General features: G+C 66.5%; 14 protein-coding genes and 1 pseudogene. 8 read left to right on the plus strand and 7 right to left on the minus strand.

Annotated elements, in window-relative coordinates:
• The 3 genes from thiC to VNJ47_08190 form a co-directional block, all read left to right on the plus strand.
• Window positions 1–1,526 (plus strand): phosphomethylpyrimidine synthase ThiC (gene thiC / locus VNJ47_08180; GenBank protein HXG28812.1); only part of this gene is annotated, 1,526 nt, incomplete at its 5' end.
• Window positions 1,527–1,619: 93 nt separating this feature from the next.
• Window positions 1,620–2,309 (plus strand): hypothetical protein, encoded by a 690-nt coding sequence (locus tag VNJ47_08185; protein ID HXG28813.1) that lies wholly within the window; start codon window positions 1,620–1,622, stop codon window positions 2,307–2,309.
• 119 nt (window positions 2,310–2,428) lie between these two features.
• Entirely contained in the window at window positions 2,429–3,238 is an 810-nt protein-coding gene (locus tag VNJ47_08190; protein HXG28814.1) for an NYN domain-containing protein, read from the plus strand.
• A 17-nt stretch (window positions 3,239–3,255) separates the two neighbouring features.
• Here the strand turns inward: VNJ47_08190 and VNJ47_08195 are convergent, their stop codons facing one another.
• Window positions 3,256–4,308: an NAD(P)/FAD-dependent oxidoreductase gene (locus tag VNJ47_08195; GenBank protein HXG28815.1), complete on the minus strand. Its 1,053-nt coding sequence runs from the start codon at window positions 4,306–4,308 to the stop codon at window positions 3,256–3,258.
• A 251-nt stretch (window positions 4,309–4,559) separates the two neighbouring features.
• On the opposite strand from VNJ47_08195, the gene VNJ47_08200 reads away from it, so the two are divergent.
• Complete coding sequence (locus VNJ47_08200; GenBank protein ID HXG28816.1) at window positions 4,560–7,439, plus strand: AMP-binding protein; 2,880 nt, start codon at window positions 4,560–4,562, stop codon at window positions 7,437–7,439.
• 169 nt (window positions 7,440–7,608) lie between these two features.
• On the opposite strand, the gene VNJ47_08205 is transcribed toward VNJ47_08200, so the two are convergent.
• Window positions 7,609–7,893 carry a hypothetical protein gene (locus tag VNJ47_08205; protein HXG28817.1) on the minus strand — a complete coding sequence of 95 codons (285 nt, stop codon included), beginning with the start codon at window positions 7,891–7,893 and terminating at the stop codon, window positions 7,609–7,611.
• Between the two features lie 6 nt (window positions 7,894–7,899).
• Window positions 7,900–8,967, minus strand: coding sequence for a TauD/TfdA family dioxygenase (locus tag VNJ47_08210; protein HXG28818.1), 1,068 nt, complete (start codon window positions 8,965–8,967; stop codon window positions 7,900–7,902).
• Window positions 8,968–9,058: 91 nt separating this feature from the next.
• On the opposite strand from VNJ47_08210, the gene VNJ47_08215 reads away from it, so the two are divergent.
• Window positions 9,059–9,445: an MAPEG family protein gene (locus VNJ47_08215; GenBank protein ID HXG28819.1), complete on the plus strand. Its 387-nt coding sequence runs from the start codon at window positions 9,059–9,061 to the stop codon at window positions 9,443–9,445.
• Between the two features lie 2 nt (window positions 9,446–9,447).
• On the plus strand, window positions 9,448–10,047 hold the full coding sequence (locus VNJ47_08220) for a DUF938 domain-containing protein (GenBank protein HXG28820.1): 600 nt from the start codon (window positions 9,448–9,450) through the stop codon (window positions 10,045–10,047).
• Window positions 10,048–10,237: 190 nt separating this feature from the next.
• On the opposite strand, the pseudogene VNJ47_08225 reads toward VNJ47_08220, so the two are convergent.
• Window positions 10,238–11,187, minus strand: a pseudogene (locus tag VNJ47_08225) (IS5 family transposase).
• 276 nt (window positions 11,188–11,463) lie between these two features.
• Between VNJ47_08225 and VNJ47_08230 the strand changes: the two are divergent.
• Window positions 11,464–12,642 carry a glycosyltransferase family 9 protein gene (locus tag VNJ47_08230; protein HXG28821.1) on the plus strand — a complete coding sequence of 393 codons (1,179 nt, stop codon included), beginning with the start codon at window positions 11,464–11,466 and terminating at the stop codon, window positions 12,640–12,642.
• 68 nt (window positions 12,643–12,710) lie between these two features.
• On the opposite strand, the gene VNJ47_08235 is transcribed toward VNJ47_08230, so the two are convergent.
• From VNJ47_08235 to VNJ47_08245, 3 genes are all read right to left on the minus strand, one after another.
• Window positions 12,711–13,853 carry a hypothetical protein gene (locus VNJ47_08235; protein ID HXG28822.1) on the minus strand — a complete coding sequence of 381 codons (1,143 nt, stop codon included), beginning with the start codon at window positions 13,851–13,853 and terminating at the stop codon, window positions 12,711–12,713.
• Between the two features lie 182 nt (window positions 13,854–14,035).
• Window positions 14,036–15,823 (minus strand): acyl-CoA dehydrogenase C-terminal domain-containing protein, encoded by a 1,788-nt coding sequence (locus VNJ47_08240; GenBank protein HXG28823.1) that lies wholly within the window; start codon window positions 15,821–15,823, stop codon window positions 14,036–14,038.
• A 133-nt stretch (window positions 15,824–15,956) separates the two neighbouring features.
• Window positions 15,957–16,907, minus strand: a complete 951-nt coding sequence (locus tag VNJ47_08245) for a cation diffusion facilitator family transporter (GenBank protein HXG28824.1) — start codon at window positions 16,905–16,907, stop codon at window positions 15,957–15,959.
• A 107-nt stretch (window positions 16,908–17,014) separates the two neighbouring features.
• Here VNJ47_08245 and hrpB point away from each other — a divergent pair.
• Window positions 17,015–18,356 (plus strand): ATP-dependent helicase HrpB (gene hrpB / locus VNJ47_08250; protein ID HXG28825.1); only part of this gene is annotated, 1,342 nt, incomplete at its 3' end.

Raw genomic sequence — 18,356 nt, forward strand, 5'->3', positions numbered from 1 at the left:
GCTTCCCCACCGTGCGCCGCCCGCTGCGGGCGCGGCCCGGCCGCCGGGTGACCCAGATGCACTACGCCCGCCGCGGTATCGTCACGCCCCAGATGGAGTTCGTCGCCATCCGCGAGAACTGCCGCTTGCAGGAACTGCGCGAGATTTATGCAAAGGCGGGTTATCTGAAGCGCCACGCCGGGCAGTCTTTCGGCGCGCAACTGCCGGAGGTGGTCACACCCGAGTTCGTGCGCGATGAAGTGGCGCGCGGCCGCGCCATCATCCCGGCCAACATCAAGCACCCGGAGCTCGAGCCGGTCATCATCGGCCGCAATTTCCGGGTCAAGATCAACGCCAATATCGGCAACTCAGCGGTCACCAGCAGCATCGCCGAAGAAGTGGAAAAGATGGTCTGGGCCTGTCGCTGGGGCGCGGACACGGTCATGGACCTGTCCACCGGAAAAAACATCCACGAGACCCGCGAGTGGATCATCCGCAACAGCCCGGTGCCGATCGGCACCGTGCCCATCTACCAGGCGCTGGAGAAGGTCGGCGGCAAGGCCGAGGACCTCACCTGGGAAATCTTCCGCGACACGCTGATCGAGCAGGCCGAGCAGGGCGTGGACTACTTCACCATCCACGCGGGCGTCCTGCTGCGTTACATCCCGCTCACCGCGAAGCGCGTGACCGGCATCGTCAGCCGCGGCGGCTCGATCCTGGCCAAGTGGTGCCTGGCGCACCACAAGGAAAACTTCCTGTACACGCACTTCGAGGACATCTGCGCGATCATGCAGGCCTACGACGTGTCCTTCAGCCTCGGCGACGGCCTGCGGCCCGGCTGTATCGCCGATGCCAACGACGAGGCCCAGTTCGCCGAACTGCGGACGCTGGGCGAGCTGACGCAAATCGCCTGGAAGCACGACGTGCAGGTGATGATCGAAGGCCCCGGCCACGTGCCGATGCAGCTCATCCAGGCCAACATGGACGAGCAGCTGAAGCACTGCTTCGAGGCGCCGTTCTACACCCTGGGCCCGCTGACCACCGACATCGCGCCGGGTTACGACCACATCACCTCCGCGATCGGCGCGGCGCAGATCGGCTGGTACGGCACCGCCATGCTCTGCTATGTCACGCCCAAGGAGCATCTCGGCCTGCCGGACAAGCAGGACGTGCGCGACGGCATCATCGCCTACCGCATTGCCGCGCACGCCGCCGATCTGGCCAAGGGCCACCCTGGCGCGCAGCTGCGCGACAACGCGCTGTCGAAGGCGCGCTTCGAGTTCCGCTGGGAAGACCAGTTCAACCTCGGCCTGGACCCGGAGAAGGCCAGGGCATTCCACGACGAGACCCTGCCGCAGGAGGGCGCCAAGCTGGCGCACTTCTGTTCCATGTGCGGCCCGCATTTCTGCAGCATGAAGATCACGCAGGATGTGCGTGAATACGCGGCACGCCAGGGCGTTGACGAGGCAGCCGCGTTGGCGAAGGGCATGGAGGAGAAATCGGCGGAGTTCCGCCGCGGCGGGGCGGAGGTTTACCGCAAACTCTGAGTTTCCAGCGCGAACCTCGGCTTGCGCAAGGGGTCCAAATCAGGCTGAGAATCTGCCTGCGGCCGCAAAGCCGCCGGCAGGAGACTGGCCACGATGCAGACGCCCGACTTTGCCCGCCTGGGCCCGCCGCCCTTCGAGACGAAGGACCTGAAATTCCTGTTCGAGCATTTTCCGGTGCCCGGCGTGGACCCCGCGCAGGCCGCGCAGGCCGTGCTGGAGCGCCCGACGACGCTGGAATCGCTGCTGGAGAGCGAGTACGTCTATGCGGCGATCACCGGCCGGCAAACCCTGTGGCTCGAGGTGTCGCCGCGGCTTTTCTTCGACATCCTGCTGCGTCGTGCGCTGCCGGGGCGGCGCCACGCCCTCGAGCGCAAGACCATCCATTACCTTGCCAACCTGCTCGGGCTGTTCGCGCGCACCGACCGGTTGTTTAGCGTGCAGCCGGATGAGGCGCAGCGCTTCCACTACCTCGTGGACCTGGCGCAGGAGGCGGCGGTGTCCGACGCCGAGCGCGGCTTCGTGGTGCACTCGCACATCGGCAACCATGCACTGTTCCTGGCCGGTCTGTGCCGGGGATGGATCGATGCCCGTTACCGCTACCACCGGCGGCCGGTGAATCTCGAGTACTACTGCCAGATGGGGCAGTCGTACTTCTTCACCGCCTCATGCCATCCGCTGGCCGACGAACTCGGGCTGCGCGAGGTGTTTCGTGACCTGGCCGGGCGTTTCCACTACTACCGCGACGGACTGGAACGCATGCAGGGCAGCCTGCTGCGTCACTGAGCAGGCCGCGTGCCGGCGATGGTCAGGTCCGGACCGCGCGCGGGCTGAGGCGCGGCGCAGCAGCCCGTGCGCCACGGATCGTGGCAGCCAAGGCCGCGCATTCCTGCGATACTGTCCCCATGAACGATAGAACCAAGTCTCCCAACATGGCAGTGTTCTGCGACTTCGAGAACGTCGCCATCGGCGTGCGCGAGGCGCGCTACGCCGCCTTCGACATCCACAAGGTGCTGGAGAAGCTCCTGCTCAAGGGCGCCATCGTGGTCAAGAAGGCCTATGCCGACTGGGCGCGCTACGCCGAGTTCAAGAAGCCCATGCACGAGGCGGCCTTCGAGCTGATCGACATCCCGCACGTGAGCATGAGCGGCAAGAACTCGGCCGACATCCGCCTGGTGGTGGACGCACTCGATCTCTGCTACACCAAGTCGCACGTGGACATCTTCGTGATCGTCTCCGGCGATTCCGACTTCTCGCCGCTGGTCAGCAAGCTGCGCGAGAACGGCAAGCTGGTGGTGGGCGTGGGCGTCAAGAAATCCACCAGCGACCTGCTGATGTCCAACTGCGACGAGTTCATCTTCTACGACGACCTGGTGCGCGGGCAGAAGAAACCCGCACGCCGGCCGGCGACAAAGCCCGAGGCCAAGGCTGGCGACAAGCCGGCGGAGAAGTCCGCCGAGGACAAGACCCAGGAAGCCTTCGACCTGGTGCAGGAAACGCTGGAGGCGCTGATCGAGGAGCGCGACGACGACGAGAAGATCTGGGGCTCGATGATCAAGCAGGCGCTCAAGCGTCGCCGGCCGGGCTTCGCCGAGTCCTACTATGGTTTCCGCTCCTTCAACGCCCTCCTCGAGGCCATGGCCAAGACCGGGCTGCTCAAGCTCACCCGCGACGAACGCTCCGGCGGCTTCCTGGTCGCGCCTGGCAGAGACTGAAGGCCAGGCTGCAAACTCTAGTGCGAATGCCCCTCGGCTTTCGTATGGTGGGCCACGCCGAGGCGCTGGTGCATCAGCGGGCTGGTGGTGGTGTACTGCAGGTGCACCTTCTCGCCCGGGTTGAGCCGCGCCTTGATGGCGAAGGCGGCCAGCGCGGCTTCGTGGAAGCCGGATAGGATCAGCTTTTTCTTGCCAGGGTAGTAGTTGATGTCGCCGACTGCGTAGATGCCCGGCACGTTGGTCTCGAACTTCTCGGTGTCCACGTTGATCTGGTGCTTGTTGAGGCTCAGGCCCCACTCGGCGATCGGCCCGAGCTTGGGCGACAGGCCGTAGAACGCCAGCAGGTGCTCGACCGGCACCACGTGTTCGGCGTTGTCCAGGCCCGTGAGCTTCAGGCCGGTGAGCCTGCCGCCGTCCTCGGTGAAGCCGTGCAGGTGGCCCGGCAGGAAGCGCAGTTTGCCGGCCGCGGCCAGGGCCTTCATCTTGTCCACCGAGGCCTGCTGCGCGCGGAACGCGTCCGAGCGGTGGATCAGCGTCATGGACGCGACCTTGTCGGCCAGTGCCAGCGTCCAGTCGAGCGCCGAGTCGCCGCCGCCGAGTACCACGACATGCTTGCCGTGGTGCAGAGCTGGATCCTTGACGCGGTAGAACAGCTGCGTGTTCTCGAACTTGTCGATGCCGTCCACCTTCACCGTCACCGGCTGGAAGGCGCCCACGCCCGCCGCGATCACCACCGCACGCGCGTTGAACTCGGTGCCGGCCGAGGTCTTGACGTAAAAGCCCTGGCCGTCGAGCGGCTTGACCTCGGTCACCTGCTGACCGAGGTGGAACTGCGGCTCGAAGTGCGCGATCTGCTGCATGAGCTTGTCCACCAGCTCCTGCGCGCCGATCACCGGGTAAGCGGGGATGTCGTAGATGGGCTTGTCCGGGTACAGCTCGGTGCACTGGCCACCGGGCGCGGGCAGTGCGTCCACCAGGTGGGCACGTATGCCCAACAGGCCCAGCTCGAAAACCTGGAACAGGCCGCAGGGGCCGGCCCCGATGATGACGACGTCGGTCTGGATGCTCATTCGGCTGTTTCCCCTATCAGACTTTCCCGTCATTCCGGCGAAAGCCGGAATCCAGCGACTTTACTGAAAGACTCTGGACCCCGGCTTTCGCCGGGGTGACGCGTATGGAAAAGTGTTACCGCAAAGCCGCAGCTTACCGCATCGGGCCAGGCGGCATCTCGTCTGAAAACATGAGCTTGGGCGGGGGAATCCCGCGCCGGCCGCCAGGGAACTAGACTCGTTGTACCCCGGCCGGACGGTCCGTGACGCCCATGCAGGACCTGCAAGCCCAGGCGGCCCCCGCGCCGCCGAAATCCACCACCGGCCCGCCCGACATCGAGGCGGCGCTGCTGGCGATCGTGCGCCAGACCTGGGCCGACCTCAACCGGCGCTCGCCCGCCCAGTTGCGGCTGACGCTCGACAGCAGCTTCGACCGCGACCTCGGCCTGGACAGCCTGGCGCGGGTCGAACTGCTGCTGCGGGTGGAAAAGGCCTTCGGCCTGCGCATGCCGGAGCAGGTGCTCGAGGAGGCGGAAACGCCGCGCGCCCTGCTGCGCGTGCTGAAGTCCGCCGGCACGCCGCTGGCGGCGCCGGCCGAGCTGCCGATGGTGGAGAGCCTGGCAGCCACGGCAGCGGACGTGCTGCCGGCACCGGCGGGCACGGCGACGCTGATCGAGGCGCTGGAGTGGCACGCGCGACGCACCCCCGACCGCGTGCAGATCATCCATGCCGAGGATTTTTCCGGCAGCGCGCCGGAAACGCGCGTCACCTACGGGCAGATGCTGGAACGCGCCGAGCGCGTGGCGGCCGGCCTGCAGGCGCGCGGCCTCGGGCTGCAGCAGGCGGTGGCGATCATGCTGCCGACCTGCCCGGAGTATTTCTATGCCTACCTCGGCATCCTGATCGCCGGCGGCATCCCGGTGCCGATCTACCCGCCGGCGCGGCTGTCGCAGATCGAGGAGCACGTGCGGCGGCACGTCGGCATCCTGAGCAACGCCGAGGTGGCAATGATGATCACCATCCCCGAGGCGCGGCCGGTGGCGCGGCTGCTGGAGGCGCATGTCGCCAGCCTGTGCCATATCGTGACCCCCGCCGAGCTGATGCAGGAAACGCGACCGCTGGTGCGGGTGGCGCTGCGCAGCACCGACATCGCCTTCATCCAGTACACCTCCGGCAGCACCGGCAACCCGAAGGGCGTCATGCTGACGCACGCCAACCTGCTGGCCAACATCCGCGCCATCGGCGACACCATCGGCATCAGCTCGCAGGACGTGTTCATGGTGTGGCTGCCGCTGTACCACGACTTCGGCCTGATCGCGGCCTGGATGTCGAGCATGATCTACGGCGACCCGTTCGTGGTGATGTCGCCGCTGGCCTTCCTGATGCGGCCCGAACGCTGGCTGTGGGCCATCCACCGCCACCGCGCCACGCTGACCGCCGCGCCCAACTTCGCCTACGAGCTGTGCGTCAAGCGCATCGAGGACAGCCAGATCCAGGGGCTCGACTTGAGCTCGCTGCGGCTCTGCGCCAACGCCGCCGAACCGATCAGCCCGGACACCATCGAACGTTTCACCGCGCGCTTCGAAAAGTTCGGATTCAAGCCCGAGGCGATGGTGCCTGCTTACGGCCTGGCCGAGGCAACGGTCGGCCTGGCCGCCTCGCCGCTGGGACGCAAGCCGCTCATCGACCGCGTGCAGCGCCAGCCCTTCGTGCGCTGGGGCAAGGCGTTGCCCGCCCTGCCGAACGATCCCAACCCGCTGCGCTTCGTGTCCTGCGGCCGGCTGCTGCCGGGTTTCGAAGTGCGCCTGCTCGATCGCAGCGGGCAGCCCGTGGGCGAGCGCGTCGAAGGGCGGCTGGAATTCCGCGGGCCGTCGGCGACGGCGGGCTATTACCGTAACCCGGAACTGACCGCCAAACTATTTCACGACGGCTGGCTGGACAGCGGCGACCGTGCCTACCTGGCCGACGGCGAGCTGTACCTGACCGGGCGGGTGAAGGACATCATCATCCGCGGCGGTCGCAACATCTACCCGCACGAGCTGGAGGAGGCGGTGGGCGCGATCCCCGGCATCCGCCGCGGCTGCGTGGCGGTGTTCGGCAGCCCGGACCCGCACAGCGGCACCGAGCGGCTGGTGGTGCTGGCCGAGACGCGCGCAACCGACGCCGCGGAACGCGAGCGGCTGTGCGCCGAGGTGACGCGTACGGTGGTGGAGCGCCTGGGCGAGCCGCCGGACGAGGTGATGCTGGCGCCGCCGCAAACCGTGCTCAAGACCTCCAGCGGCAAGCTGCGGCGCGCGGCCACGCGCGAGCTGTACGAGGCCGGGCTGGTGGGCTCACCGGTGCGCGCGGTGTGGTGGCAGGTGCTCCGGCTGGTGGGCAACGCGTTGCTGCCGGCCCTGCGCCGCCGTGCGCAGGCGCTCATGGACGCGCTGTATGCCGCCTATGCCTGGCTGCTGTTCCTGCTGGCGGCGCTGCCGACCTGGCTGGTCACGGCGCTGACGCCGCACCCGGCCTGGGCCTGGAAGGTCGGGCGCCTGTCGGCGCGCTTGTTCCTGTGGCTGTCGGGCACGCGACTGGAAGTGCGGGGGCTGGAGAACCTGCCGCGCACAGGGCCCTACGTGCTGGTGGCCAATCACGCGAGTTACCTGGACGGCATCGTCGTGGTGGCGGCGCTGCCGGGTTACTACAGCTTCGTCGCCAAGCAGGAGCTCAAGTCGCAGCTGATCCCGCGGATTTATCTCGATCGGCTGGGCACCGAGTACGTCGAGCGCTTCGCCATCCGCCAGAGCGCGGAGGATACCCAGCGCATCGTGCGCGCGGCGCTGGCCGGCCGGCGGCTGGCGTTCTTCCCCGAGGGCACTTTCCGCTCCACGCCGGGCCTGCTGCCGTTCCGGCTCGGCGCCTTCGTCGCCGCGGCACGCGCCCGCGCCTGCGTGGTGCCGGTGGCGATCCGCGGCACGCGTGCGATCCTGCCGGACGGCACCTGGCTGCCGCGGCATGGCGCGATCACGGTGACCATCGGCAAGCCCGTCATGCCGCCGGCCGACGTGGCCGACAGCTTCACCGCCGCCATCCGCATGCGCGACGAAGCGCGTGCGCAGATCCTGCCGCATTGCGGCGAGCCGGATTTCGGGCAGCGGATGGCGGCGTAGGGGTGCTCCAATCTTGGCTTGCTACGCCTGGCCGCGCCAGGGTGTGCGCGGCAGGTGCAGGTTGGCGTGTGACACGGAAGACGTGACGGATAATCTGGAGGGGTGGAATGGTCTTTCCTTGTCATATCGGCCCCGGGGTTCTACCCCGTTTCCACAGGCGGCTCTGTCGCTAGCGCTTCGCTGCTTCCTGCGGGGCTTCTTCGATCAATTTTGTCGAGACGCCTCGCCGCTTGAGCGCCTCCGCCAGGCGTGCGGCTGGGCCGAAGACATGCACGGCCTCGTCGCGGCGCAGGCCGTCGCTGATATAGGACTTCAATAGTGCCTGGTACCCGGAGAAGCTCCTGCGAGGCGCGATGGCTTTGAGTGATACGACAACATCCTTCGGGATATGCAGCGAGATGTTCGTATTAGGTCGCTTCTTGCGGAGACGTAACTTAAGCGTGTTGGAAATCACGGTGGACTAAGCCGCGATCTTGTTCCGGACGATCTCGCGCGTGGCGGTGACGACCAGCCCGGCCCAGCTCTGCAGTGTCAACAGCCGGATCTTGAGCGGTCGCTTTTCCGGCAGGGAGATCCACAGCCGCAGCAGGTGGCGGCGCTTCTCCAGCTCGGGCCAGTCCTCGAATGCGGTGCGCGCGTGCAGGATTGTGTGGTTGGAGATCAGCTGGATGTCGCCCGGTTGCAGGTCCATGTCCAGGTACACATCCGGCCGGTTGGCGATGGCGTCGTAGCTGTCCAGCAGCTCTTTCTGCTCGGCGGTCAGCGGCGGTACGCCGGGAATCTGCTGCGCCTCGCGGTAGTAATCGCTCTGCCAGAAGGTGCGCAGCTCGCCATCCGCGTAGCGGCAGGGCGCGATCGGGAAGGCCTTCACGCCGCCTTCGCCCTTGGTGTCGAAGTAGAACGGCGCGAACAGCCGCGGGATGAGATGCGGCTTGCTGCGCATCAGCTCGTTGAACACGGTGACGGAGCTGGCGATGCGCGACAGGCCGCCGCTCTTGGCGGTCTGCAGGCACAGCAGGCCGACGAAGTCCGCCGCGTCGGTGTGCACGGCCAGTTCCTTGTTGGTGCGGTAGTAACGCACGTCGCCGCCGGTGCGCTGGTCACGCACGTGGCCGAGCAGGTCGCCCTCGGGGTTCTGCGCGCCGGGGATGCCGAAGTAATGCCCCATGCACCAGTAGGCGAGCGAAGACTGAGCTTCGTTCCAGTCGCGCACCGGCATGCCGCGCAGCAGCACGAAACCGCGGCCGTGGCGGATCTCGTGCCGCCACTCGGCGATGCGCGCGGCCAGCGTCGGCAGCGGGAAGTCCGCTTTCTGCAGCTGCCCCATTGGCTTGCCGGTGGCCTCGGCATGCTGGACTGCCGCCTTCAGCTCTTTCACCTCGTCGGCGGTGAAGCTGTATTGCCAGTCGCTGCGCGTGCGCATGTCGGCGCCCAGCCAGGCGGCGGGCGAGTGGATCGGCGCCGTCGGGATGCCCTCGTGCGGGCGGGCGAAGTAGTGCAGGGTCTGGGCGCGCAGTGACTTGTACATGGCGGTGCCGGGTCCGGGACGGGATGCCTATTCTTAGCACGCGCCGCGGCCGTTATACACTCTGGTTTCGCCATTCACTGGGGGGATGACCATGACGATTACACCGATTTATGCCGGCCTGCTGGCCATCTGGTTCCTGATCCTGAGCTATCGCGTGGTGCAGCAGCGCGGCCACGGCGTGAGCCTGGGCGACGGCGGAGATGCGGCACTGCTGCGCCGCATCCGCGGCCACGGCAATTTCGCCGAGTACGTGCCATTCATCCTGCTGATGATGGCGCTGCTCGAAATCGGCGGGCAGAAGACCTGGGTGCTGCACGCGCTTGGCGTCACGCTCTTGATCGCGCGCGTGCTGCACGGTTATGCGCTGAGCTACACAGAGTCATGGAAGTTCGGGCGCTTCTACGGCACCTTGCTGACTTTCATCCTGCTGCCGGTGGCCGGCGGCCTGTGCCTCTGGCAGGGCCTGGCCGCGCTGTAGGCATGGGCGACAAGCCGTTCTCCGCGGCCTGTGCGCGTAACCGTCAACCCATTCTCGAGGTGCTGCAGACGCACTTTGCCGACCGCAGGCGGGTGCTGGAGATCGGCAGCGGCACCGGCCAGCACGCGGTGTTCTTCGCCGCGGCGATGCCCTGGCTGTGCTGGCAGGCGAGCGACCGCGCGGAAAACCTGCCCGGCATCCGAGCCTGGCTCGACGAGGCCGCGCTGCCCAACCTGCCGGCGCCGCTGGAACTGGACGTGAACGGACCTTGGCCGGCGCAGACCTTCGATGCGGTCTTCAGCGCCAACACCCTGCACATCATGAGCTGGCCCGAGGTGCAGCGGATGTTCGCTGGGTTGCCGTCAGTGATGATGGAAGACGCGAAGCTCGCGATCTACGGTCCGTTCAATTACGGCGGGCGCCACACCAGCCCCAGCAACGCCGCCTTCGACGCCAGCCTGCGGCAGGCCGGCGCGCAGATGGGCATTCGGGACTTCGAGGCAGTGGACGAATTGGCGCGCGGCATCGGCCTGCGCCTGTTGGAAGACCGCGCGATGCCCGCCAACAACCGCTGCCTGGTGTGGCAGCGTGTCAGCGGCTAAGGAACCTCTGGTTTGTTCCGTTACCCCGGCGGAAGCCGGGGTCCAGCGCCTAGGGAAGCTCTGATCTAACGCACTTTTGGCGGCGGTTGAGCGGTAGTGTTGGCGGACGCGCGTCTTTGCGGCCCTGAATGCGGGCAGTGAGTGCGCCTATTCGCATCGTTTTCCTCGTCATTCCCGATCTGCGGACGGACTATGCCTGTACCAGCCGCCGTCTGACCATGTACAGGTTGGCCAACGCAAACATCGTGAAGGCACGTGCCAGGTTCTTGGCAATGCCGCGGTAGCGCAACTTGGCAAAGCCCCACAGGCGCTTTACCACATGGAACGCATGCTCGCCGCGCGCGCGGATACGCGAGCGGGCGCGGTTGATTAATCGCCAGCGCGCCGACACCGGATGCTGGGCAGTGCCGCGCCGGTTGATCCGGTAACGGACACCCCGTTTCTCGAAGGCCTCACGGTCCTCTTCCTTCCAGTAGGCACGGTCACCATAAATCGCCGATTCCTCGCCGTGCAGGAGCTGCGGGAGTTGGGTCAGATCGTGCTGCGCGGCATCGTGGCGGTGAGCGCATGCACCAGCCCGCGCTTGTCCGTGCCCACATGCAGTTTCATGCCAAAATGCCATTCATTGCCCTTGCGCACCTGCTTCATCTCCGGATCGCGCGCTTTGTCCTGGTTCTTGGTCGAGGGGGGTGCCGCGATCAGCGTGGCGTCCACGATCGTCCCGGACTTGAGCAGCAGCCGGCGCTCCTCCAGGAGGCTTCGGATCTCCTTGAAGATCGCCTGCGTCAGCCGATGCCGCTCCAGCAGATGGCGGAACTTGAGAATGGTCGTCTCGTCGGGAATGGCGTCCTCCGAAAGCTCCAGCCCGGCAAAGCGCCGCATCGCCTCGCTGTCGTACAGCCCATCCTCCGCCTGCGGGTCAGACAGATTGAATCACTGCTGCATGAAATAGATGCGCAGCATCACCGGCAACGGCATCGGCGGACGCCCCCCGCCCTTCCCCTGGGGATAATGCGGCTCGATCAGCTTGAGCAGCCGCTCCCACGGAATCACTCCATCCATTTCCGTGAGAAACCGCTCCCGACGCGTCAACTTCTTCTTGCCCTCCCACGCCAGCCCCGCAAACGTCTTCTGCTTCATGCCGCTCCCCTCTCCTGATGGCTGCGCGTTAGAGTAGCGGGGTTAATCAGAGTTTCCCTAGAATTCGTCATGGCAGTGGTTTCCTTCTGATGGTTGGAATGCTTGGTCGCTTCCTATTTCACCAGATCGAGGCCACCGCCTCCTCAAATGTGCGAAAGAAACGTTACGTCATCCACCGATCACAATTACCGTGTGCGAAAATAAGTGAAATTTTCAAGGGGCTGTTACAATAGCTCTTCCGGCCTTCGCAAGGAGGATTGACGGAGAAACTCGATAGTGAACGTCTCGAACCAACTCTCTCGCTCTAGGGAAGCTCTGATCAATTCCTCTCGTCATTCCTGCGAAGGCCGGAATCCAGCGACTTTCAAGGCACTGGACCCCGGCCTGCGCCAGGGTGACGGAATAAATCAGAGCTTCCCTAGCAGCCCCATCAAGAAAGTGGTGATCTGGGCGCCCAGGAAACTGGGCAACGCGCTCATGACCCTGCCTGCTATCCAGTTGTTGCGCGCCAACTGCCCGGATGCAGAAGTGTCCGTCGTATGCCATCCAATCCTACAAAGCCTGTTTCGAAGTCAGTCCTGGGTTTCTGAGGTAATAGAAGACAGCTCCAAGTCGAAAGGACTCATGACCGGGAATCTGTCACTGCTGCGAGAACTCCGTCGGCGCAGATTCAATCTGGGTATTGTTTTCCACAAAGCAGTACGCTGCGCCTTGCTGTTTCGTCTGGCGGGAGTCATGCAGGTGATTGGCTTCGCCGGCTCCGGACATCGCTTTTTGCTCGACTATTCTCAGCGCAGCGATGATGGCACACATCGGGTCAACCGTCACGCCATGCTGGTGAATGAATATTTCGGACGTCCTGCCCGGTTTCTACCAGCCCCGCACTTGGATCATGCACCGCTTCCAACACCTCTGTTTGTTAACTCGAAACTGACCCTCGGATTGCACTTGGGCACTCCGAGCAAGGGATGCCGGTCCTATCCGACAGCGCAAGCCTGCGCACTCATTTCACGCTTGGTTTCGCGCAGGAACGTCAACATCGTTCTGCTTGGAGATCAAGCCGAGCAAAAAGAATCTCCAGAGTATGCCCGCGCAGCAGCGGGCTATGACGACTTTCTCGATCTGCGCGGCAAGACAGACCTTCCCAGCCTGGTCAGCACGGTTGCCACACTGGATCTGCTAGTCGCGATAGATAGTTCTGTCATGCATATTGCGGCTGCAGTAGGAACCGAATTCATCGTGTTACTGGGGCGTTCCCACGTTCCTTTTGAACTCGTTCGTCCTAAAGTGCCGTTCGGCATTTACTTGGATCGTGGCGACATGCTTATCCAAGAATGCGAAAAAATCACCAGCATCTCCGTAGATGACGTACTGAACGCCATCGACGACGTACTTGCTAAAGCAAAAAAGAAAAATTCCTCCCGCTACGAAGACCAAAGCCTAGGGAAGCTCTGATCAATTCCTCTCGTCATTCTGGCCCCGGATCGAGTCCGGGGCAGGCTCTTCGCCGGAATGACAAGAGGCTAGGGGGTGACGGCGGGGAAGGCGCCGGCCAGCGCGGCGCGGCTGTAGCGGTTGTCGAGCTGCAGCGCCATGACCTCGGCCATGAAGCTCAGCAGCCGCGGGTTGGCGATGTCTTTATGGCCCTGCATGAGCTCGTTGCTGGCGGCGATCTGCCACAGCGCCGGGTTCGCGGTGCGCGTGCCGGTGGCACTCAGTGCCGGGCGGGCGCCCTGCCAGTCCAGGCGGTGAGTGATCAGGGATGCCTGCAGGCCCATGGCCTGACGCTCGGCAGCGTCGTTGCCGCGCGGGTTTTCCAGCCACTGGCCGAGCGGGAAGGCCAGCCGCAGGGTGGCATCGCTCTCCGAGGTGATGGCCAGGATCGGAGGCAGGGCGCTGGCGTCGGCCTGCGCCAGCCGGTCCAGCGCTGCGACGTCCGCGACCGGGATCGCCGGGCTCAGCAGCAGCACCAGGTCGGCGACCGGCTCGCGCACCGCGCCGGGCTTGCGCAAGGGCGCCTGGACCAGCCGCCGGTAGAGCATGGCGGAGCCGAGACTGTGGCCGATCAGGATGAGCTGATTGCCGGGCAGCCCGGCGGTCGTTGCGTCGCGCAGGGTTTTCAGCTGTAGCAGGGCATCGCCGTAATCACCCAGCGCCACGCGCTCGGCTGCGTCTTCGCGGTCGAACCAGGTCAACCCGGCCAGCCCTGGTGGCGTGGCGACGCGGCCGGGCCAGCCCAGGAATACGCCGGCCACCTGGCGCGGCGCGCGCGCCTGAGCGCTGGCGAGATCCCGTTCACGCGCGGCGATGACGCCGAGCAGGGTCTTGAAGCCGGTCACGCTCCAGCGCCCGGCGCCGGCATCTTCCTTCCAGCCGTGGGTGAAGGCGACCAGGATGATCCCGTCCGCAGCGGCCGATTCGAGATCGGCCAGCACATGGCGCAGCTGGGCGGGATCAGCGTACCGACCGTCGTCGCCGAACTGGATATAGCCGAGCCGGAAACCTTCGCCATGCTCGATGATGGACTGGCCGCAGGCGCTGCCCGTGGCGCAGGGTGCCGGGTCGTCGCGGCGCGGCTGCACAGCAGCGCAGGCGGACAGCAGCAGGGTCAGCAGCAGGCCGCTGCCCGCCACTGTGCTGAGCTGAAGCCTGATCCCCTGTGCCATGGCGCCGGTCACCGTCATGCAGAGTTGTCTCTGCGCAATGACAGGTTCCGCGTTCCGGCGCCGCCGGAACATCGCTGAAACCAATCAGGTAAAAAGCTCTAGCGGGCCGGGGAACTTTCGGCACGAACCCTGAGTACCCCCTCTCCCGCGAGCGGGAGAGGGGCCAGGCGAGTGAGGATTGTCTAGAACTGCGCAGCGTCCAGCTCCATCAGCGGTGCCGCGCCTGCGCGGATCTGGCGAATGAGCGTCGCGGTTTCCGGATAGAGCTTGGCGAAATAGAAGCGCGCGGTGGTGAGCTTGGCCTTGTAGAAGGGATCGCCGGAGCCCACCTTCTTGATCGCCACGCCGGCAGCGTAGCACCAGGCGAACGAGAACACCAAGTGGCCGATGAGCCGCAAGTAGGGTACGGCGGCAGCGCCGGCCTCGTCCGGGTTCTTCATCGCCTTCTGGCCGATTTCGGCCGTCAGTACCTGCACCTCCTTGGCGAGCGTGGCGAGCGGGTCGACGAATTCCTTCATCGCCTCGTTGCCGGCGTGCGACTTGATCAGGCCCTCGATCACCTTGCCGAACTTCATCAGCTTGGCGCCCATGTCCCCCAGCACCTTGCGACCGAGCAGGTCCAGTGCCTGGATGGTGTTGGTGCCCTCGTAGATCATGTTGATGCGCGCATCGCGTACGTGCTGCTCCAGCCCCCACTCGGCGATGTAGCCGTGACCGCCGAGCACCTGCATCGCGAGTGTGGTGGACTCGTAGCCGTTGTCGGTGATGAAGCCCTTGACCACCGGCGTGAGCAGCGCCACCAGGTCGGCGTTGTCCTTGCGGATCTTCTCGTCCGGGTGCTTGTGCTCGAAGTCGATCGCAAGGCCCGCCCAGTAGGTGAAGGCGCGCGCCGCCTCGACATAGGCCTTCTGTGTCAGCAGCATGCGGCGCACGTCCGGATGCACGATGATCGGGTCGGCCGGCTTGCCCGGATTCTTGGGGCCGGTGAGGGCGCGGCCCTGCAGGCGCTCCTTGGCGTAGGCCAGCGAGTTCTGGTAAGCGACCTCGGCCAGACCCAGCGACTGCATGCCTACGCCGAGGCGTGCGCTGTTCATCATCACGAACATGGCGTTGAGGCCCCTGTTCGGCTGCCCGACCATCCAGCCGCGGGCAGAGTCGAGGTTGATCACGCAGGTGGCGTTGCCGTGGATGCCCATCTTGTGCTCGATCGAACCGCACATGACGCCGTTGCGCGCGCCGGGCTTGCCATTCGCATCGGGCAGGAACTTGGGGACGATGAACAGCGAGATGCCTTTGGTGCCGGCCGGCGCATCCGGCAGGCGGGCGAGCACCAGGTGCACGATGTTGGGTGTCAGGTCGTGCTCGCCGGCGGAGATGAAGATCTTGGTGCCGGTAATGGCGTAGCTGCCGTCGGCCTGTGGTTCGGCGCGGGTCTTGAGCAGGCCGAGGTCGGTGCCGCAATGCGCCTCGGTCAGGCACATGGTGCCGGTCCACTCGCCGGAGGTGAGCTTGGGCAGGTACAGCGCCTTCTGCTCCGGCGTGCCGAAGGCCTTGATTGCGTTGTAGGCGCCATGCGACAGGCCGGGGTACATGGTCCAGGCCTGGTTGGCGGAGTTCATCATCTCCATGAAGGCGCTGTTCACCACGTGGGGCAGGCCCTGGCCGCCGTACTCGGGGTCGCAACCGAGCGAGGGCCAGCCGGCCTCGACGAACTGCCGGTAGGCCTCTTTGAAGCCGGTCGGCGTGGTCACGCTGCCGTCGTCGTGGCGCTTGCAGCCTTCGCGGTCGCCCACCTGGTTGAGCGGGTACAGCACCTCGGCGCAGAACTTGCCGCCTTCTTCGAGTACGGTATCGATGGTGGCGGCATCAATGTCCGCGTGGGGCGGAAGCACCCTCAGGCGCTTCTCCACTTCGAGCATCTCGTGCAGGACGAACTGCATGTCGCGCAGGGGCGGTGTGTACTGGGGCATGAGGACCTCGGATGTTGAATGATCGATGAGGGCAGGCCGGCGCATGGCGCCGGCGCACTCCAATCAGCCTAGCGCGCCTGCGCGAGCGGCGCCACGGCTGCATACGCTGGGCGGCCTCGGCGTACGGTGCGCCTCAATTGGCGCGCGGGCCGATCTTGGGCACCGGCACGCGCACTTCGTCCAGCGGTTCGGGCTGCAGGGTCACGTGGCGGATGCCGTAGTCGCGCGCCAGCGACCGGTTGAGGCTGTCCAGGACCCTGAGCCAGTCCTGCATGTCGCGCAGCACGACATGCGCCGACAGCGCGATCTGGTCGGACTTGACCTGCCAGATGTGCAGGTCGTGTACGCCGGCGACGCCGGGCGTGCGCGCCATCGACTTTCCGACCGCGTCCAGGTCGAGGTGCCGCGGTACGCCTTCCATCAGCACGTGCAGCCCCTCGCGCAGGAGCCCGAGGCTGGACAGCAGGATCAGCACGCAGATGGCCAGCGACAGCAGCGGATCGATCGGTGTCCAGCCGGTGAAATAGATGACGATGCCGGCGCCGAGCGCGGCCACCGAGCCCAAGAGGTCGCCGACCACGTGCAGGATTGCGCCGCGCACGTTGAGATTGCGTTCCGCGCCGGCGGGCCCGTGGTCATGGCCGTGATGACCATGACCACCGCCACGGCTGAGCATGCGCAGCACGATCAGGTTGACGGCGAGGCCCAGTGCCGCCACCAGCATGACCGCACCGCCCTTGACCGGCTGCGGCGTCTGCAGCCGTTCGAAGGCGCTGTAGACGATGCCCGCGACGATCGCCAGCATCATCAAGGCATTGACCAACGCCGCCAGCACCTCGGCGCGGCCCATGCCCCAGGTGTGGCGCTGACTGGATGCGCGCCGGGCCAGCGCCGCGGCCAGCGCCGCGAGACCCAGCGCGCTGGAGTCGGTGAGCATGTGGCCGGCGTCGCTGAGCAGGGCCAGCGAGCCCGACCACCAGCCGGCCAGCGCCTCGACTGCGGCGAAGCCTAGCGTCAGCAGCAGCGCGCGGAAGAGCAGCCGCCCGTTGTCGGGGGCATGACTCTTGTGTCCGTGTTCGTCCATGCGGCAGATGATACTTTCTCCGTGTCATCCCCGCGCAGGCGGGGATCCAGTCAAAATAGCGGCTTGATTCACTGGATTCCCGCCTGCGCGGGAGTGACAGGATTCGAATGACTCCGTTACCCAGGCTGCCGGTGCTGGACATCCTGCAGCCGCTGAAAGCCGCGTTGCGCGATGCGGGTCGCGCCGTGCTGGCCGCGCCGCCCGGCTCGGGCAAGACCACCGTGCTGCCGCTGGCGCTGCTGGACGAGCCCTGGCTGGCGGGCCGCAAGATCCTGATCCTGGAGCCGCGCCGGCTGGCGGCGCGCGCCGCCGCCGCGCGCATGGCGCAGCTGCTGGGCGAAGAGGTCGGCGAGCGCGTGGGCTACCAGATCCGCTTCGAGCGGCGCAGCGCTCCGGCTACGCGCATCGAGGTCATCACCGAGGGCCTGCTCACGCGCCGGCTGCAATCCGATCCTGAGTTGCCGGGCGTGGGCCTGGTGATCTTCGACGAGTTTCACGAGCGCAGCCTGGATGTGGACCTGGCCCTGGCGCTGACGCTGGATGCGCGCGCCAACCTCAACCCGGCACTGCGCCTGCTGGTGATGTCCGCCACGCTCGATACTCAGGCGATCGCGCGCCTGCTGGACGGCGCGCCGGTGCTGCAGAGCGCCGGGCAGCTCCATCCGGTCGATATCCGCTACCGAGCGCCGAAGCCCGGCGAGCCGCTGGAGGCAGCCGTGGCGCAGGGCGTGCAGACCGCGCTCGCGGAAACCGCCGGCGATATCCTGGCCTTCCTGCCCGGCGGGCGCGAAATCCGCGGCGCCCAGCGCCGGCTGGCAGGACGCATCGCCGCGAACATCGACTTGCTGCCGCTCTACGGCGATATGGACAGCGCCGCGCAGGACGCCGTGCTGCGTCCGGTCCCCGCCGGCCGGCGCAAGATCATCCTCGCCACCAACATCGCCCAGACCAGCCTGACCATCGAAGGCATCACGACAGTGGTGGACGGCGGCTACGCGCGTGTGGCGCGTTTCGACCGCGCCAGCGGCGCCAACCGTCTGGAGACCGAGCGTATCTCGCGCGCCAGCGCCGACCAGCGCGCCGGACGCGCGGGGCGTCTGGGTCCGGGCGTAGCCTATCGCCTGTGGAGCCGCGAGCAGCAGGATCGGCTGCCGGCCCAGGACACGCCGGAAATCCTGGTGGCGGACCTCGCCCGGCTGGCGCTGGAACTGGCGGTCTGGGGGGTGACTGACCCGGCCACGCTGGCCTGGCTGGACCCGCCGCCGGCCGCGGCCTGGGCGGCTGCGCGCGAGCTGCTGCGGGCGCTGGATGCCCTGGACGACGCTGGCCGCCTGACCGCGCATGGGCGCGAGCTGGCGCGCCTGCCGGCAGCTCCGCGCCGCGGCCACCTGCTGCTGACGGCGCAGCGCCAGGGCCTCGGTGCGCAGGCGGCCTGGATCGCGGCGCTAC

It is taken from the genome of Nevskiales bacterium (genome assembly GCA_035574475.1).
In the GTDB taxonomy this organism is placed as follows: domain Bacteria; phylum Pseudomonadota; class Gammaproteobacteria; order Nevskiales; family DATLYR01; genus DATLYR01.

Excerpts from the sequence above, each read along its gene's own strand:
- VNJ47_08185 (HXG28813.1), top strand. The coding sequence starts at position 1,620 with ATGCAGACGCCCGACTTTGCCCGCCTGGGCCCGCCGCCCTTCGAGACG.
- VNJ47_08190 (HXG28814.1), top strand. The coding sequence starts at position 2,429 with ATGAACGATAGAACCAAGTCTCCCAACATGGCAGTGTTCTGCGACTTC.
- VNJ47_08195 (HXG28815.1), bottom strand. The coding sequence starts at position 4,308 with ATGAGCATCCAGACCGACGTCGTCATCATCGGGGCCGGCCCCTGCGGC.
- VNJ47_08200 (HXG28816.1), top strand. The coding sequence starts at position 4,560 with ATGCAGGACCTGCAAGCCCAGGCGGCCCCCGCGCCGCCGAAATCCACC.
- VNJ47_08210 (HXG28818.1), bottom strand. The coding sequence starts at position 8,967 with ATGTACAAGTCACTGCGCGCCCAGACCCTGCACTACTTCGCCCGCCCG.
- VNJ47_08215 (HXG28819.1), top strand. The coding sequence starts at position 9,059 with ATGACGATTACACCGATTTATGCCGGCCTGCTGGCCATCTGGTTCCTG.
- VNJ47_08220 (HXG28820.1), top strand. The coding sequence starts at position 9,448 with ATGGGCGACAAGCCGTTCTCCGCGGCCTGTGCGCGTAACCGTCAACCC.
- VNJ47_08235 (HXG28822.1), bottom strand. The coding sequence starts at position 13,853 with ATGGCACAGGGGATCAGGCTTCAGCTCAGCACAGTGGCGGGCAGCGGC.
- VNJ47_08240 (HXG28823.1), bottom strand. The coding sequence starts at position 15,823 with ATGCCCCAGTACACACCGCCCCTGCGCGACATGCAGTTCGTCCTGCAC.
- VNJ47_08245 (HXG28824.1), bottom strand. The coding sequence starts at position 16,907 with ATGGACGAACACGGACACAAGAGTCATGCCCCCGACAACGGGCGGCTG.